General features: G+C 61.7%; 14 protein-coding genes and 1 tRNA gene. 8 read left to right on the top strand and 7 right to left on the bottom strand.

What is annotated here, in order from left to right:
• Window positions 1-46: 46 nt before the first annotated feature.
• Window positions 47-664: a bifunctional nicotinamidase/pyrazinamidase gene (gene pncA / locus ABIB44_RS03940; RefSeq protein WP_354583317.1), complete on the bottom strand. Its 618-nt coding sequence runs from the start codon at window positions 662-664 to the stop codon at window positions 47-49.
• A 233-nt stretch (window positions 665-897) separates the two neighbouring features.
• Here pncA and ABIB44_RS03935 point away from each other — a divergent pair, with 233 nt between their 5' ends.
• Window positions 898-1,767, top strand: coding sequence for an SDR family oxidoreductase (locus ABIB44_RS03935; protein WP_354583316.1), 870 nt, complete (start codon window positions 898-900; stop codon window positions 1,765-1,767).
• A 33-nt stretch (window positions 1,768-1,800) separates the two neighbouring features.
• A complete protein-coding gene (locus ABIB44_RS03930) occupies window positions 1,801-2,601 on the top strand; it encodes an arylamine N-acetyltransferase family protein (protein ID WP_354583315.1) in 801 nt (266 codons plus the stop codon).
• An 8-nt stretch (window positions 2,602-2,609) separates the two neighbouring features.
• Here ABIB44_RS03930 and ABIB44_RS03925 read toward each other — a convergent pair whose 3' ends face one another.
• Together ABIB44_RS03925 and ABIB44_RS03920 are read right to left on the bottom strand one after the other, a co-directional pair.
• Window positions 2,610-3,356 (bottom strand): hypothetical protein, encoded by a 747-nt coding sequence (locus tag ABIB44_RS03925; protein WP_354583314.1) that lies wholly within the window; start codon window positions 3,354-3,356, stop codon window positions 2,610-2,612.
• A 79-nt stretch (window positions 3,357-3,435) separates the two neighbouring features.
• The gene (locus ABIB44_RS03920) at window positions 3,436-3,990 is read right to left on the bottom strand and encodes a GNAT family N-acetyltransferase (RefSeq protein WP_354583313.1); all 555 of its coding nucleotides are present in this window, start codon (window positions 3,988-3,990) and stop codon (window positions 3,436-3,438) included.
• Between the two features lie 141 nt (window positions 3,991-4,131).
• Between ABIB44_RS03920 and ABIB44_RS03915 the strand changes: the two genes are divergently transcribed.
• Window positions 4,132-4,872, top strand: coding sequence for an SDR family oxidoreductase (locus tag ABIB44_RS03915; RefSeq protein ID WP_354583312.1), 741 nt, complete (start codon window positions 4,132-4,134; stop codon window positions 4,870-4,872).
• Between the two features lie 165 nt (window positions 4,873-5,037).
• On the opposite strand, the gene ABIB44_RS03910 is transcribed toward ABIB44_RS03915, so the two are convergent.
• Entirely contained in the window at window positions 5,038-8,367 is a 3,330-nt protein-coding gene (locus ABIB44_RS03910) for a S41 family peptidase (protein ID WP_354583311.1), read from the bottom strand.
• 191 nt (window positions 8,368-8,558) lie between these two features.
• Window positions 8,559-10,064, bottom strand: coding sequence for a malate:quinone oxidoreductase (locus tag ABIB44_RS03905; protein WP_354583310.1), 1,506 nt, complete (start codon window positions 10,062-10,064; stop codon window positions 8,559-8,561).
• A 221-nt stretch (window positions 10,065-10,285) separates the two neighbouring features.
• Between ABIB44_RS03905 and ABIB44_RS03900 the strand changes: the two genes are divergently transcribed.
• From ABIB44_RS03900 to ABIB44_RS03880, 5 genes are all read left to right on the top strand, one after another.
• Window positions 10,286-11,371 carry an asparaginase gene (locus ABIB44_RS03900; RefSeq protein ID WP_354583309.1) on the top strand — a complete coding sequence of 362 codons (1,086 nt, stop codon included), beginning with the start codon at window positions 10,286-10,288 and terminating at the stop codon, window positions 11,369-11,371.
• Between the two features lie 118 nt (window positions 11,372-11,489).
• A tRNA-Ser gene (locus tag ABIB44_RS03895) sits at window positions 11,490-11,577 on the top strand.
• A gap of 245 nt (window positions 11,578-11,822) precedes the next feature.
• Window positions 11,823-12,110 (top strand): hypothetical protein, encoded by a 288-nt coding sequence (locus ABIB44_RS03890; RefSeq protein ID WP_354583308.1) that lies wholly within the window; start codon window positions 11,823-11,825, stop codon window positions 12,108-12,110.
• Window positions 12,100-12,453, top strand: a complete 354-nt coding sequence (locus ABIB44_RS03885; RefSeq protein WP_354583307.1) for a hypothetical protein — start codon at window positions 12,100-12,102, stop codon at window positions 12,451-12,453. Before ABIB44_RS03890 ends, ABIB44_RS03885 begins: the two co-directional genes overlap by 11 nt.
• A gap of 105 nt (window positions 12,454-12,558) precedes the next feature.
• Window positions 12,559-13,176: a hypothetical protein gene (locus ABIB44_RS03880; RefSeq protein WP_354583306.1), complete on the top strand. Its 618-nt coding sequence runs from the start codon at window positions 12,559-12,561 to the stop codon at window positions 13,174-13,176.
• A 496-nt stretch (window positions 13,177-13,672) separates the two neighbouring features.
• Here ABIB44_RS03880 and ABIB44_RS03875 read toward each other — a convergent pair whose 3' ends face one another.
• On the bottom strand, window positions 13,673-14,572 hold the full coding sequence (locus ABIB44_RS03875) for an IS3 family transposase (RefSeq protein ID WP_354583305.1): 900 nt from the start codon (window positions 14,570-14,572) through the stop codon (window positions 13,673-13,675).
• A complete protein-coding gene (locus tag ABIB44_RS03870; RefSeq protein WP_354583304.1) occupies window positions 14,569-14,877 on the bottom strand; it encodes a transposase in 309 nt (102 codons plus the stop codon). Before ABIB44_RS03870 ends, ABIB44_RS03875 begins: the two co-directional genes overlap by 4 nt.
• Between the last annotated feature and the right edge of the window lie 140 nt (window positions 14,878-15,017).

Here is a 15,017-nt window from a genome sequence, read left to right as displayed (position 1 = left end):
TTACAAAAAAGGCTCGGCATTCGCCGGGCCTTTTTTGTGCGGGTTATTATGCTTTAGTGAGCAGCGCCGGGCTGGCCAGCAGCCGGGCCCCCTTAGCCGTGAGGTCGGTTTGCGCGGCGGCCCAGCCTTCGGCTGAGATAGCGCGCACGGCATCGGTGATGACGGTGGTGGCGAAGCCGGCGGCCAGCGCATCGAGGGCCGAGTAGTACACGCAGTAATCGGCGGCCAGGCCAGCTACGATTACGTCAGTCACGCTGCGGCCGCGCAAGTAGTCGGTCAAGCCGGTGCTTTTGCGGTGGCCGTTGTCGAAAAAGGCGCTGTAGCTGTCGATTTCCGGGTTCATGCCCTTGCGGAAGATGGCCTCGATGCGCTCGGTGCGCAGGGCAGGGGCCAGGGCCGCGCCGTTGCTGGCCTGGGTGCAGTGGTCGGGCCAGAGCACCTGGGGCAGGCCGTGCAGGTCAATCTGCTCGAACTGCGCGCGGCCGGCATGGCAGCTGGCAAAGCTCTGGTGGCCGGCCGGGTGCCAGTCCTGTGTAGCCACCACGAGGTCGAACTGCGGTTGCAAAGCATTCACGAGCGGAATAATTTCGTCGCCGGCCGGCACGGCCAGTCGGCCGCCGGGCAGAAAGTCGTTTTGAATATCGATGAGCAGCAGGGCACGCATGGGCAGGAGGGAGGAGCGGAGGAAACCCAAAGAACGTCATGCTGAGCGCAGCCGAAGCATCTCTACCGCCACGGTAATCATTGTCGATTGCGGTAGAGATGCTTCGGCTGCGCGTACGCCAGATAGACATGACGTTCATTCAAAAGGAATGTTGAATTGATTTTTCCCGGAGAAACCAAGTATTCACGGTGGGGTTACGTTAACGCAAGTATCATCCGCGAAAATAATTTTCCATGCCCAATCTCCAGAATCAAATTATCCTCGTGACCGGGGCCACGTCCGGCATCGGCCAGGTAACGGCTACCGAACTGGCCAAAATGGGCGCGCACGTCGTCATCCTGGCCCGCAACGCCGACAAGGCTGCCACGGCTCAGCAGGAAATTAAGGTCGCCGCTGGCCATGAAAACGTGGACGTGCTGCTGGCCGACCTCGCCGATTTGGACCAGGTGCGCCGCGCCGCCGCCGAGTTCAACGCCCGCTACCCGCGTCTCGACGTGCTGGTGAACAACGCCGGACTGATTCTGGGGGCGCAGCGGCAGGTTTCGCCCCAGGGCTACGAGTTGGGTGTGGCCACCAACCACCTCGGGCCGTTCCTGCTCACCAGCCTGCTGTTTGATAAACTGAAAGCCAGCCCGGCCGCCCGCGTGGTAAACGTAGCCTCGACCGCCTACCGCATGGCACGGCCTAATTTGGCCGATTTCCAGTCGGCCCGCAGCTACGGCGCATTTGCGGTGTACGCCAACACCAAGCTCTACAACGTTATGTTCACGCAGGAGCTGGCCCGCCGCTTGCGGGCGCACGGCATCGGCAACGTCACGACCAACGCGCTGCACCCCGGCGTGGTGGCCAGCAGCTTCGGTAGTGCCGCCAATGGCCTGATGAGTGCATTTGTGCAGCTGGCTCGGCCCTTCATGATTTCGACTGAAAAAGGGGCCGAAACCAGCGTTTTCCTGGCCTCGGCTCCGGCAGTGACCAGCACCAGCGGCGGCTATTTCGACAAGAAAAGGCCCGAGCCCGTCAAAAGCGCCTTTAACACCCCCGAGCACGCCCGGCAACTGTGGGAACTGAGCGAGCAGCTGACGAACACGCAGTTTCTGGCGTAATTGGCCGCTGATTCTGCTTTTCCCCTGCGCGCCATGCCCGATTCCGAGATTGATATTGCTGCCTACGTGGCCCGTATCGGCTACACCGGCCCGCTCACGCCCACCCGCGAAACCTTCGTGGCACTGCACCGGGCGCAGGCCTACAGCATTCCGTTCGAAAACCTGGATATTCACCTCGGCCGCCCCATCGGCCTCGATGCGGCCAGCCTGAGCCGCAAGCTGCTGGCCGAGCGCCGGGGCGGCTACTGCTACGAGCTGAACGGCCTGTTTGGGCGGGTGCTGCGGCAGCTGGGCTTTGCGGTGACCAACCTGGTGGGCCGCAACCTGATTGCCGGCGAACCCTTGCGCCCGCGCGCCCACCAGCTCCTGCTGGTGCAGGTAGCCGGGGAGCCGTGGGTGGCCGACCTGGGCTTCGGCGGCAACACGCTGCTGGAGCCTATTCCGCTGCTGGCGGGCCCCGAGCACCGCATGGGTTTCGACACCTACCGCCTGCAGGCCGCTCCGCAGCATAACTACCACGTGCAGCTGCTGATGGATGGGCAGTGGCAAAGCCTCTACACCTTTACGTTGGATGAGACCCAGCCCAGCGACTATCAGATGATGAGCTACTTCTACTCGAACTCGCCCGACTCGCCGTTTCGGCAGCAGCGCATCTGCGCCCGCGCCACGCCCGAATACCGCGCCACCCTGGTCGACCGCGAGCTGAAAGTCCGGCTACCGGATGGGAGCAGCACGGTTACCGTGCTGGCCGAAGATGAGGACTACTCGGCTGCCCTGGCCCGATACTTTGGCCTTAACCTGTCGGAAACCCAGGTGGCCACGTTACTCGCCTAGCCCCAAGGCTACTTTGCGGCGGCGGGGTCGGCTACGTCTAGCACCAGGCCCCAGTCGGCTTCGCTGCCGGGCATCCGGGATTGCACGGCAGCTTGTAGAGCCGATGCCAGAGCGGGTGCCCCCTGTTGCAGCGCTTTCAACGACAGCTTTAGGGGGCGTAGCTGGCCTTCGGGCGTGCGGAGGTAATAGTCGGTATGGTCGACGATGGTAGCGGCGCTGTGCCCGGCGTTGTAAGCACTCGGCAACTCGGCCGGAATCAGGGTTTTGCGGCGGTGGATGAGTACGGTATAGCGGCCCTGGTGCAGCACTTCAACGTAGCTGGTGCGCTGCACGGGCACGGGCGACTCCTCAAACCGGCGAAACCGGCGCTGGCGGCCGGGCCCAAGCGGCGTGGCCGGCTCCGAAAGCACAAAGCCAGCCACGCGGGCGTCGTCGAGTTCGAGCGAGTCGGGGCGGCCGCTCAGCTGCGGCCGCATCAGCAGCCGGTGGTGCAGCACGTCGTACTTGAGCGCCACGGGCGGTAGTGGGCGGGCGTGGGGCACGTCGAGCCGGGCCAACAGCCAGCGGTTGTCGGCGTAGGGCGAACCCACCACGCCTTCTTCAACACCGTTTGGGAGCACGGCGGGCAGCCCGCGGGCAAAGTCGCGCAGGTTGCTTTGGCCCGCTGCCCCTTCGAGGCCCATCGGGGCCTGCTGGGCGAATGCCAGTGGGCTGGCCAACAACAAGGCCAGCGTGCCAGGTAGAAGCAATTTCATGGTAACGAGGCAAAAGTAGACGGTGAAAAGCGAGCTAATTTACGCCGTTTTTGCGGCTGCGGGCCCCGGCCACAACTGCTCAGGCCGGCCCGGGAGCATGCGGGTGCAAAACGCGCCACTCGTCTTCCAGCATGCCCATTTCCACCAGCGTCCAGTAGCCGTCGCCGTGGCGTACCACGTCGCGCATCCGCCCTTCTTCCTGAAAGCCGCACTTGAGGTAGCAATTGATGGCCGCGTGGTTGAAGTCGTAGACACCCAAGCTGATACGGTGCAACTTCAGGTCTTCAAAGCCGATGCGCAACAGGGCCTTTACCATGCCCTGGCAGATGCCCCGGCGGCGCTCGGTGCTGTTGCCCACCAGCACCCGGGTGATGCGCCCGGCCCGGTCGCGCTCGCTGATGCCGCCCAGCGAAATGTGCCCGACGGTGATGCCGGTTTTCAAATCGACTGCTTTGTAGATGAAGACGTTGGGGTCGTTCACGTCATTCGAGCCTTCAATATACCAGCTCAGGCCGGCCTCGGTGAGGGGGAAAGAAAACATGGAGCCGCTCCATTCTTTCATCAACCGCTCGTCGTCGACCCATTCCATGAGTTGAGTGAAGTCGTCGGAAGTGAAGGGTTCAAGTTTAATCATGGAAAAGCAAAAAATAGCGCGGATGAAACTGCAAGTTAAGGGTGCGGCGCAGGTAGTGCCGGGCTTATTTGGGGCCGGGCACAACCGGACGGGCGACCGGTTTGTTGCCCGGGCCGTACTTGTTTATTTCCCCGCGCTGCTATGAACCTTGCCATCAACACTATTCTCGTCACGGGCGGTGCTTCGGGTATCGGCCTGGCGCTGGCCGTGCGCTTCCTGCGGGCCGGCAGCACGGTCATTATCGTGGGCCGCCGCGACGATAAGCTTTCCGAAGCCCAGCAAGCCTATCCTGGCCTGGTGGTGCGTCAGTGCGACATCGCCGACCCCGCCCAGCGCCAGGAATTGGTGCGTTGGGCCACCTCTACCTACCCCAACCTGAACGTGCTGGTGAATAACGCCGGTATTCAAAACCGCATTCAGCTGGCTCACGACCACGATACCGACTGGGAAACCCGCCGGCAGGAACTGGTCATCAACGTCGAAGCGCCTATTCACCTGAGCACCCTGCTGGTGCCGCACCTGCGCCAGCGGCCGGGCGCGGCCATCATCAATGTCACCTCCGGCCTGTCGTTTGCGCCGGCCGCGTTCGTGCCCATCTACAGTGCCACCAAGGCGGCGCTGCACTCGTTCACGCTCTCGCTGCGCCACCAATTGAAGCCGGAGGGCATTGCGGTGCTCGAAATCGTGCCCCCGGCCGTGAATACCGACCTCGGCGGGCCGGGCCTGCACACCTTCGGCGTGAACGTGGAGGAGTTTGCCGATTCGGTCATGGGCCGCCTGGCAACGGGCGAGGAGGAAGTAGGCTTTGGTACTTCCGAAAAGTCACGCCTGGCCTCGCGGGCCGAGCTGGATGAACAGTTTCGGGTGATGAATAACCGGTAGCCGCACCACAAAAAAGAACGTCATGCTTCATCTTGCGTCCGCGCAGCCGAAGCATTTCTACCGTAGCAGTAAATCAGTTTTACTATTGCGGTAGAGATGCTTCGGCTGCGCGGACGCAAGATGAAGCATGACGTTTCCACATATCGATTCCTGCTGAAACGGCAGTTATTCCCGGCCGCGCAACGGGTACTGCGCCGGAATGCCCTGCGCCTTCGCCGGCTGCTTGGCCAGGTCCTGCATAATTACTTCGATGGCTTTGGCTAGCTGCGGGTCGGCCCCATTCTGCGTATCGGCAGGGCGCACGTCCACTTCGATGTCGGGCGCGACGCCTTCGTTTTCGATTTCCCACTTGCCATCGGGGCTGTACACGGCGAAGCTGGGGGAGGTCACGCTGCCGCCGTCGATGAGCGGCGGGTAGCCCGAAATGCCCACCAGCCCGCCCCAGGTGCGCTTGCCGATGACGGTGCCCAGCCCGCGCCGCCGGAAAAACGCGGGCAGCGCATCGCCGCCCGAGCCGGCGAACTCGTTCACCAGCATTACCTTCGGCCCGTAGATGGACGAGCCCGGCGACGTAAATGCCCGGCCCTCGCGGGGGGCCCAGTAGCTGAGCAGCGGCCGATTGAGCAGGTCGAGAATGTAGTCGGCCACGAAGCCGCCGCCGTTAAACCGCTCATCCACAATCACGGCCTGCTTGTCGAGCTGGCTGAAGTAGTAGCGGTTGAAAAATTCGTAGCCCTCGGCCCCGGTGTTGGGCAGGTACACGTAGGCGACTTTGCCGCCGGTGAGCCGGTCGACCGTGCGGCGGTTTTCCTCTACCCAGGCAATGCGGCGCAGGGTGGCCTCGCTGGCCACCGGCACCACAGTTACCTCGCGGGCCCCGCGCTCGGTGGGCTTGTCATTCACCAGCAGCGTAAGCTGCTTGCCCACGGTGTTCTCGAAGAAGCTGTATACGTTGTCGGTACCACGTAACGGGCGGTTGTTCACGGCCAGCAGGTAGTCGCCAGCCCGCACGCCCACGCCGGGGCCGGTCAGCGGTGCACGCAGGCTGGGGTTGAAACTCTCGCCATTGAACACCTTTTTGAAACGATAGTTGCCATCCACCACCTCGTAGTCGGCCCCGAGTAGGCCCACCGGGTTGGCCGTGAGAGTGGGCATGTCGCCGCCGCTCACGTAGTTGTGGCCCACCACCATCTCGCCCATCATCTCGGCAAACAAGTAGTTGAGGTCGGCCCGGTGCGCCACGTGGGGCAGGAAGCCGGCGTACTTCTTCTTGGTCGCCACCCAGTCGAGCCCGTGCATGCCGGGGTCGTAGAAGTAATCGCGCTCCAGCCGCCACACCTCATTAAACATCTGGGCCCACTCGTGGCGCGGGTCCACGTAGGCATCAAGCCCGGTGAGGGCCATTTTGCCGTCGCCGGCCGCGGGTTTGCCGGCCGCTTCCACGATGCCGTACACATCGCGCGGAGCCATGTAAAGCAGCTTTTTGCCGTCGGCGCTCACGGCGTAGTCGTTCACTTCCGCCAGATACGGCTCGCTCTTGCGCTCCTTCAAATCGTAGCGGTGCAGGCGCTGGGTAGGGGCGGCCTGGGGCGCGTCGGGGCCGGCGGCTACGCTGGCGGGCAGTTGCTCGAGGTAGAAGATTTTTTCGCCATCGGCCACCTGCACGTTGCTGAGCTCGCCCACCACCGAGCCGGGCAGGGCCAGAATGCGCTGCCCTAGGCCCACGGTATCAATTTCCACTTTGGCGATGGCAGCCGGCTTGCGCGGTTTCAAGTCTTTCACCGCCACCTTGGGGGCGGGGCGGTTGCCCACCGGCTTGCCCACCACAATCGAGTCGGGCTTGGTGATGGCTTCCTTTTCCTCGTCGCTCTGCGGAGCGAAGGGCGAAGGGTCGCGCCGGTTGAGTACGGCCACGTACAGCGTGCGCTTGCTGTTGCGGTCGTACGACGACATATCGAGCCAGGTGGCGCGCAGGGCCACGTCGTTGCTGGCCGTGAAAAACAGGTACTTGCCGTCGCGGCTGAAGGCGGGCGCGGTGGCGTCGCTGCGGCCGTCGCTCACGGCCACGCGGTGGCCGCTGGGCAGGTGGTACATCCACACGGTGCGCATGTGGTTGGGCATCTGCTGGGCGTAGGCCAGCCACTGCCCGTCGGGCGACCACGCCGGGTCGAGGGCTGGTTCGCCCAGCAGCGGGCCGTAGGTGTCGGCGGCCACGCGGGTGGTTTTCTTCGAGGCCAGGTCGAGGTACCACAGGTTCAGCTTCTTGTCGGTGTAGGCAATTTTCCGGCTGTCCGGCGACCACATTGGTTTAAAGTAAAAGGAGTTCGGCCCCAGCGAGTAGGCCTGGGCCGGTTTCAGCCCGCGCTGGTCCTGCACCAGCAGCTGGTACTCGCCCGAAGCATCGGACACGTAGGCGATGTGCGCGCCATCGGGGGCCCAGGCCGGGTAGCGCTCATGCGAGGTGTCGGAGTGCGTCAGGTTGCGGCTCTCGCCTTTTTTGGCGGGAACGGTGAACACATCGCCGCGCGCCTCCACTACGGCGCGCACGCCGGTGGGGCTGATGGCCGCCCCGCGCAGCATGCCGGCCACGCTGCGGTACTGCGGCCGCAGGGCCAGCACCTCGGGCGAGATGCTGATTTTGAGGTCGGTGGTCTGGCCCGAGCCGGTGTTCAGCACGTGCAGCCGTCCGGCCTGCTCGTACACCAAATCGGTCCCGTTGCCGCTCAATGCCTTCACGTCGTAATCGGTGTGGCGGGTCAGCTGGGCCACTTTCTTAGTGCTCGGGTCGTACACGAACACGTTGTTGGTGCGGGCCCGGTCGCTCAGGAAATATACCTTGCCGCCCAGCCACAGCGGGCTGGTGTCAGTGGCGTTTTCGTGCGGAATCTCTTCCGTGGCCAGGGTCTGCAAATCCGTCAGCCAGATGGGGCCGGTCTGGCCGCCGCGGTAGTGCTTCCAGGTGGTGGTAGCGTTGGTGATGTGCGTGTGGGCCAGCATCTTGCCATCGGCCGAGTAGCTGCCCTTCTCACCCATCAGCAACGGCAGGCGGGTGGGCAGCCCGCCGCTCATGGGCACGGTAAACAGCTGCAACGAGCGCGCATAAGCCTCCTGCGAGCTACTGAATAGGATGCGCTGCCCGTCGGGCGTCCAGTCGCGCACTACTTCGGCCGAGGGGTGCCAGGTCAAGCGTCGGGGCTGCCCGCCGTTCACCGCCACCACGTACACGTCGGCGTTGCGGTCGTAGTCGCCGGTGAAGGCGATGGACTGCCCATCGGGTGAGAAATGGGGGCTGGTTTCCACCCCCGGGCCCACGGTGAGTCGCTGCGGGTTCGAGCCGTCGCGGCCCGCGAGCCAGATGTCGCCGGCGTAGCTGAAGGCGAGGTGCTCGCGGCTTAGGGCCGGCTCGCGCAGCAGAAGGGTTTCAGTGGGTGGCGTTTGGGAATAGGCCGTACCAGCCAGCAGCAGGAGCGGCGCGAAGAAGTAGGTTTTCAGCATGTTTGCGCAGATTGGGGTGTAGCGCAAAGCTAGCCGGAATTGGGGCTTTCGATGGATGGAATAGGATAAATAAAAACGTCATGCTGAGCGCTGCCGAAGCATCACTACCGCTGAAGTAAATAATTTTACTGATGCAGTAGAGATGCTTCGGCTGCGCTCAGCATGACATGCTTTTAACTCGTTATTAAAACCTACGCCTCCAGCCGCAGCACCGCGCGGCTGTGCTCGCGCACGGCCGCTGCCAGCGCCGGGGTGTCGGCTAGGTGCTGGCCAAACGAGGGCACCAGCTGTCGGAACCGGGCCTGCCACTCGGGCGAGGCGGCGCGCTCGGGAAAGCACTTCTGCACCAGCTCCAGCATGATGGCTACGGCCGTGCTCGCCCCCGGCGAAGCGCCCAGTAGCGCGGCAATCGAGCCATCGGCGGAAGTCACCATCTCAGTACCGAATTCCAGTACGCCACCTTCCTTCTTGTCCTTCTTAATCACCTGCACGCGCTGCCCGGCCACGGCCAGCTGCCAGTCGGCGGGGTTAGCCTCGGGGTAATATTCGCGCAGGGCGGCCGTGCGCTCGGCCGGCGTTTGCAGCACCTGTCCGATGAGGTATTTGGTGAGGCCCAGGTTGCGCGCCCCGGCATAGAGCAGCGGCCGGATGTTGCCCAGCTCGATGGATTTGAACAAATCCGTGTACGAGCCCGCCTTCAGAAACTTGGTGCTGAAGCCGGCGTAGGGCCCAAACAGCAGTTCCTTGCGGCCATTTATCTGGCGCGTGTCGAGGTGGGGCATCGACATGGGCGGCGCGCCCAAAGCCGGTTTGCCGTACACCTTGGCCTCGTGCCGGGCAATGACTTCGGGGTTTTGGCATTTCAGCCACTGCCCACTCACCGGAAAGCCGCCGAAACCGTTGGCCTCCGGAATGCCCGACTTTTCGAGCAGCGGCAGCGAGCCCCCGCCCGCCCCAATAAAGACGAAGCGGCTGCGCACGATGCGGCTTTCGCCGGTGGCCAAATCCTTCACCTTCAGCCGCCAGATGCCGTCGGCCTTGTGTCGGAAATCCTCCACCTCGTGGCCCAGGTGCATGTCCACGCCCGGCAGGCTTTGCAGGTGGTCGTAGAGTGCTCGCGTGAGGGCTCCAAAATTCACGTCCGTGCCCACGGCCATGCGCGTGGCGGCCACCGGCTGGGCCGGGTCGCGCCCGTCCATCACCAGCGGAATCCATTCGGCAATCCGGGCCGGGTCGGTGCTGAATTCCATGCCCTTAAATAGCGGCGAGTGGAGCAGCGCGGCGTGGCGCTTGCGCAGGTACTCCACGTTGGCCGCGCCCCACACGAAGCTCATGTGCGGGATGCTGTGGATGAAGGCCCGGGGGTCGGGCAGCGGTCCTTCCTGCACCAGCGAGGCCCAGAACTGCTTGCTGAGCTCGAACTGCTCGGCAATTTTATCGGCTTTGCTGATGTCGATGGAGCCATCGGCCCGCTCCGGCGTGTAGTTCAGCTCGCAGAAGGCCGAGTGGCCAGTGCCGGCATTGTTCCAGGCGTCGGAGCTTTCGGCGGCTACGGCATCCAGCCGCTCGTAGCCGCTGATGGTGAGGCTGGGGTCGAGGGCCTTGAGCAGCACGCCCAGCGTGGCGCTCATGATGCCCGCGCCAATGAGAATGACGTCGGAAACGGGTTTGGCAGGGGAGGAGTCGGTTGGAGTCATGAAAATGGGTGAGAGGGTACCGCAGGCAATACGGGCGAGAGGCGCTCCGGGCTGCGGTTGCGCGAAAAAGGTGCGTTGCTAAGCAGGACCCAGCCTTTGTCGCGTCGCGCTGAACGATGATTGCGCGGCTATTCCGGTATCGGGCAACAACGACGCAGCAAAGGCGGCGTGCTACATAATTGTTGCCCAACTTGCGCCGCGCATTCCCGTTTCCCCACCCCATGCCCGACCTCGACCTGCCCTTATTGCCCCTGCCCACCCGCGCCGATGCGGCCGATGCCACGGCTCCGCGCCTGCTCATCATCTACACCGGGGGCACCGTGGGCATGGCCCTGAGCCGCGCCGGCGACCTGGTGCCCATGCAGTTTGGCCGACTCGACCGCAAGATGCCCGAGCTCAAGCGTCTGCCTTTTCGGCTGGAGCTGCTCAGCCTGCCCGAACCCATCGACAGCAGCAACGTCACCCCCGCCGACTGGCTGTTCCTGGCTCAGCTTATCGAGCGGCACTATGCCGATTTCGACGGCTTCGTGGTGCTGCACGGCACCGATACCATGGCCTATTCGGCGGCCGCCCTCAGCTATATTCTCGAGCATTTGGGCAAGCCGGTGGTTTTCACCGGGGCGCAGGTGCCGGTGGGGGCCAACCGCTCCGACGCCCAGCGCAACCTCATCACGGCCCTCGAAATCGCGGCCGCCCGCCACCCCCGGGCCCGCACCGTGCGCGTGCCCGAGGTGTGCGTGTTTTTCAACGACGTCCTGATTCGCGGCACCCGCGCCAAAAAGGTCGAAAGCCAGCAGTTTGCCGCCTTCAAAAGCGAGAATTACCCGCCCCTGGCCCGCGCCGGCATCAGCCTGGCATTCGATGACAAAAGCATCCGGCTGCTGCCCGGTACACGTCTCAAGGTGCACCCCAACCTCGAAACCGGGGTAGCCGTGCTGCCCCTGTTTCCGGGCATTACGGAAGCGGTGGTATCGGCCGTGCTGCACGTGCCGGGCCTTCGCGGTTGCGTGCTCGAAACCTACGGCTCGGGCAACGCACCCACCGCCGAGTGGTTCCTTGAGTGCCTGGCCGAGGCCCGCCGGCGCGGCGTGTGGCTGCTCAACGTGAGCCAGTGCGAGGAAGGCCGCGTGGTGCAGGGCAAGTACGAAACCAGCGCGCGCTTAGCGGAAATAGGCATCGTGGGCGGCGACGACATCACCACCGAGGCCGCTGTCACCAAGCTGATGTTCGTGCTGGGCCTGGGCCTGAGTGAAGCCCGTACCCGCGAGCTGCTGGCCACCGACTTACGCGGCGAGATAACGCTTTGAAATCAATGAGCAATGAGCAACGAAGAATGAACAATCAGCCAATCGGCAGCAATTGTTCATTGCTCATTGTTCATTGCTCATTGTTCCGCCCTATCTTTGCCCCAGCAACCACCATCCTTGAGGGGTGTCCGAGTGGTCGAAGGAGCACGCCTGGAAAGTGTGTATGGGTCTCAAGCTCATCGTGGGTTCGAATCCCATCCCCTCAACAGTTATCTAAAAAAGCCTTGTTAAACGCTCCCAATGGGCTTTTTACGAGGCTTTTTTATTGGTGTGCGTGTGAGTGTGTGCGCTGGTGTTCAGGATTGTCTTCTATCAAATTCCAGTTTTTTGCCTCCGATAGGCGGCTCAGAGCACATTAAACTCCATGTAAATCAAGGGTTTGCATGGGGTTTTTTCGTGGTGTGCCTGTCGGTGTGCCTGAAGTTCTATTCAACTTCTTTTTCAACGCTTTGTGAATCCCTCCAGCCATTCTGATCCCCACGCCAGGTATCGTCCGCGTAGTGCCTCAGACGAAGAGGCTTTGGCTTTACGGGAATCGCTGGGTAACGCCACCAAAAGAATACTGCGGTTTGATTTGCCGTTTGTGATTCTGGTAGAGGATACCTTTACCGAAGTTGCCGGAAGTATGGCCATCGTAGAATCCGGACGGCCGTTTGTCGCAAGTAGCGCATTGGGCCAGGTCATGTTTTGGTTCCGCAAAAAAAACACCGCATCTACCTGCCTGATGCATGCAATTTGACGAGCATGCTTTTGCAGCCGAATTTATGGGCAGCATCAGCAAAAGCACGGGTTATACTGAAGTAGTGGCTGAATTTGAGGAGTTAGGAGAGCTTACTTCGGCGGGCCATACAACGGTGGACGACCGACGAGCTGAATTCATGACGGATGCGGCCTGTGAAGGTCTTAACGCCTTTCTGCGATATTACAAGAGCTTCAATTTGAAGCATTACGTGCCCACCGTTACCGCGCATACTGTTTGCCTCTTCGGCTTGTTGGAAACCTTTGAAAACAGGCAAACCAGCCCAGTGCTCATGCCGCGTCTCCTTGAACATCAAATTCCCTTCCATAACACCATCGGGTAAACAGCGGAAGCCAAAATCCAAGATGCGCTGGCTGTAGGTAAGCGGGATGCTGTGTTGGAGCTTCATTCCGAGGTGTGGTACCGCATATCTCTAAAGGGTTGGCGATTGGTCGTTATTAACTCGGTCGTGTTGTTAGAGGCTTTGCTAACCCCATTTTTAGAAGCACGGTACAAAGGACAGGGTTTAAGCAAAACGGCCATCACAAAGAAATTTAAAACCGGCTACCGGACCATGCCGGAAGGGATTGCGGAGTTATGTAAAAGCCTCGCTCGGGAGGATGCGAACGGTGCAATCGAGGAAGGCGCGGCGTACAACCAAATGATTCAAACGGCTACGGAGTCAATCGAATCCCTCTTTAGAGCAGGCGAAAAGCATTATCCAATGGGTATCTCTGAAATATGCGAAAAGCTGGTGCCCGAGGTGACGGGACAAGCATTTAAGGGAACCGACGTTTATAAGAATTTAGCGACCAATGCCATTGCCATTCGTAATCAACTTGTTCACGGCGAAAGAATCGATGTTAGCGAGGAAGAGGCCCAATTATGTGCTTGGAGTGTAATAAAGGCGGTGGGCGTCATAAATGCCCTCGCCTTGATAAAGGAAGCCCGTGAAGCCATGCCGCATGGAGAATTAATAATGCCACTGCCTGCGCACCCATACCCTTATATCACCAAAGCAGAGGAAGCTGGAAAGCTTACTTACCAGAGAAAATTGTGGTCCTAAAGGACTAATATTTAGTCCATCTGCAACAGCCACCCAATTGATTCTAGCAGTTGCATAAAAAAGGAGGTTGACAAAAAACGGCCGGAAAATCGAACCGTTTCCCCCAAGCTTGCAAACTGTTCGGTTAATTCGATGTGGGCGTTTGCTTGAAGGCTAATCACCCACGTTTCCCCTGCCGTTCCATCGCAAAGTTGGTTCTTCTCGTATCTGCCCACTTCATCTTAAAACCTGCAGGCTACCGGATGAAAGCCAAGGGTTAATACTTCCTCAACTGTTAGCAGGTTATCGTTAACGGCTTGGGTATCCATAATCAAAATTAAGCAATCGCGCTAACAGTGTGGTTTGACATGTAAGGCTTACGTCTCTGGCCTGTGACCCTCTACCAGTTCAACCAGCTTTCTTACGAGACCCAGCTCGTGGTCGCCCTGAACGAAGGCACGTTCCTGGCTACGCGCTGGCAGGCTGAGAACGAGGCGGTAAATCTGAGGTGGTCTAGTTACGCTGGACAGTTTAGGGCGTTGAGTTGAAGAAGCTGTTGGTGAGCGTGATAGGGCGCCTGGTAATCGATACTGGAGTGCAGCCGCTCGTGATTGTAGTAGTCAAAATAGTCGGCGACGCTGCGCTGGGCCTCGGCCAGGTCGGCAAAAACGGGCCGCTCGCGGACTTCCAGGACCTCCGTTTTGAGACGTGACCAGAGGCTTTCGGCCAGCGCATTATCGTAGCAGTCCCCGCGGCGACTCTGCGAGCGCAGGGCCTGGTGGTCGTGCAGCAGTTGCCGGTAGGCCTTACCGCAGTACTGACCGCCGCGGTCGGAGTGCACGAGCAGGCCCGGCGCGGGCGGCTGGGCCCAAAACGCGCGCTGTAAGGCCCTGGTCACCAATTCTTCGGGCATCGTCGCCCCGACTTGCCAGCCCACGACCTGCTTGCTGGCCATATCCTGAAAAGCACACAGGTAGGCCCAATCACCGTTGGCCAGGGGCAGATACGTGATATCCGAGACCCAAACCCGGTTGGCCCGGGTGAGCTTGGGCTGGTCCAGCAGCCGGTTCGGCGCGCAGCGCAGGCCGTGGGTGGAGTCGGTGGTGCGCGGGGTAAAGGCCTTGGGCTGCAGCGCACGCAGGCCCCGGCGGCGCATGGCTGTGCGCAGGCGTTGGCGCCCTACCCGGTACCCCTTTTTGCGCAGCGCGACTTGCAGGCGGCGCGTGCCATAGCAGCGCTTGTGCACCCCGAAGACCTTAACCAGGGCCGTTTCCCAGGCCGGTTCTGGCGCAGCGACGGCCGGCTGTTGCGCGTGGTGCCAGGCATAGTAGCCGCTGGCTGGCACGGCTACTACTTGGCAGAGCAGCCGCACGGGGTAGTGGTCCCGCTGCTCGTCGATGAAGCGGTAGCGGCTCATAGGTCGTCGGTCTGCGAGAAGATGGCGATGGCTTTTTTTAAAATGGCCAGTTCCTGCGCCTGCCGCCGGGACAAGGCCCGCAGCTGGCGCAACTCGGCAGCGGTAGCCGGGTCCAAATCGGCCCCGCGCGCCGCCGCGACGGGCGTCAGGGCTTCTTTCTGCCACTTGTAGAGCAGTTTAGGGCTGATATTGAGGGCGCGGGCCGCGGCCTGGGTCGAGCGGCTCTCGCCCGCCAGACGCAGAGCTTCGGCGCGGAAGGGGGCGTCATAACGACGACGTTTGGTGGGTTGGGGGCTGTCTTTCATGACATTCGAAAGATAAGACCCTATTCTGTCCACATTTACCCGACCACCTCAATCTATATGCGCTTTACTAATGCCGCTTATTCGCCGAGGTCACCTACGACACGGCGGCCAATGAGCTACTAGGCCTGCGCAGCTTCTGC

The organism is Hymenobacter sp. UYCo722 (assembly GCF_040547115.1).
Classification (GTDB): domain Bacteria; phylum Bacteroidota; class Bacteroidia; order Cytophagales; family Hymenobacteraceae; genus Hymenobacter.
This window is presented reverse-complemented; position numbering and strand designations above follow the sequence as displayed.

What these genes read in the sequence shown, in the direction of transcription:
- ABIB44_RS03935 (WP_354583316.1), top strand. Translation starts at nt 898, where the DNA reads ATGCCCAATCTCCAGAATCAAATTATCCTCGTGACCGGGGCCACGTCC.
- ABIB44_RS03905 (WP_354583310.1), bottom strand. Translation starts at nt 10,064, where the DNA reads ATGACTCCAACCGACTCCTCCCCTGCCAAACCCGTTTCCGACGTCATT.
- ABIB44_RS03910 (WP_354583311.1), bottom strand. Translation starts at nt 8,367, where the DNA reads ATGCTGAAAACCTACTTCTTCGCGCCGCTCCTGCTGCTGGCTGGTACG.
- ABIB44_RS03885 (WP_354583307.1), top strand. Translation starts at nt 12,100, where the DNA reads ATGCAATTTGACGAGCATGCTTTTGCAGCCGAATTTATGGGCAGCATC.
- ABIB44_RS03875 (WP_354583305.1), bottom strand. Translation starts at nt 14,572, where the DNA reads ATGAGCCGCTACCGCTTCATCGACGAGCAGCGGGACCACTACCCCGTG.
- ABIB44_RS03920 (WP_354583313.1), bottom strand. Translation starts at nt 3,990, where the DNA reads ATGATTAAACTTGAACCCTTCACTTCCGACGACTTCACTCAACTCATG.
- ABIB44_RS03925 (WP_354583314.1), bottom strand. Translation starts at nt 3,356, where the DNA reads ATGAAATTGCTTCTACCTGGCACGCTGGCCTTGTTGTTGGCCAGCCCA.
- ABIB44_RS03915 (WP_354583312.1), top strand. Translation starts at nt 4,132, where the DNA reads ATGAACCTTGCCATCAACACTATTCTCGTCACGGGCGGTGCTTCGGGT.
- ABIB44_RS03870 (WP_354583304.1), bottom strand. Translation starts at nt 14,877, where the DNA reads ATGAAAGACAGCCCCCAACCCACCAAACGTCGTCGTTATGACGCCCCC.
- ABIB44_RS03900 (WP_354583309.1), top strand. Translation starts at nt 10,286, where the DNA reads ATGCCCGACCTCGACCTGCCCTTATTGCCCCTGCCCACCCGCGCCGAT.
- pncA (WP_354583317.1), bottom strand. Translation starts at nt 664, where the DNA reads ATGCGTGCCCTGCTGCTCATCGATATTCAAAACGACTTTCTGCCCGGC.
- ABIB44_RS03930 (WP_354583315.1), top strand. Translation starts at nt 1,801, where the DNA reads ATGCCCGATTCCGAGATTGATATTGCTGCCTACGTGGCCCGTATCGGC.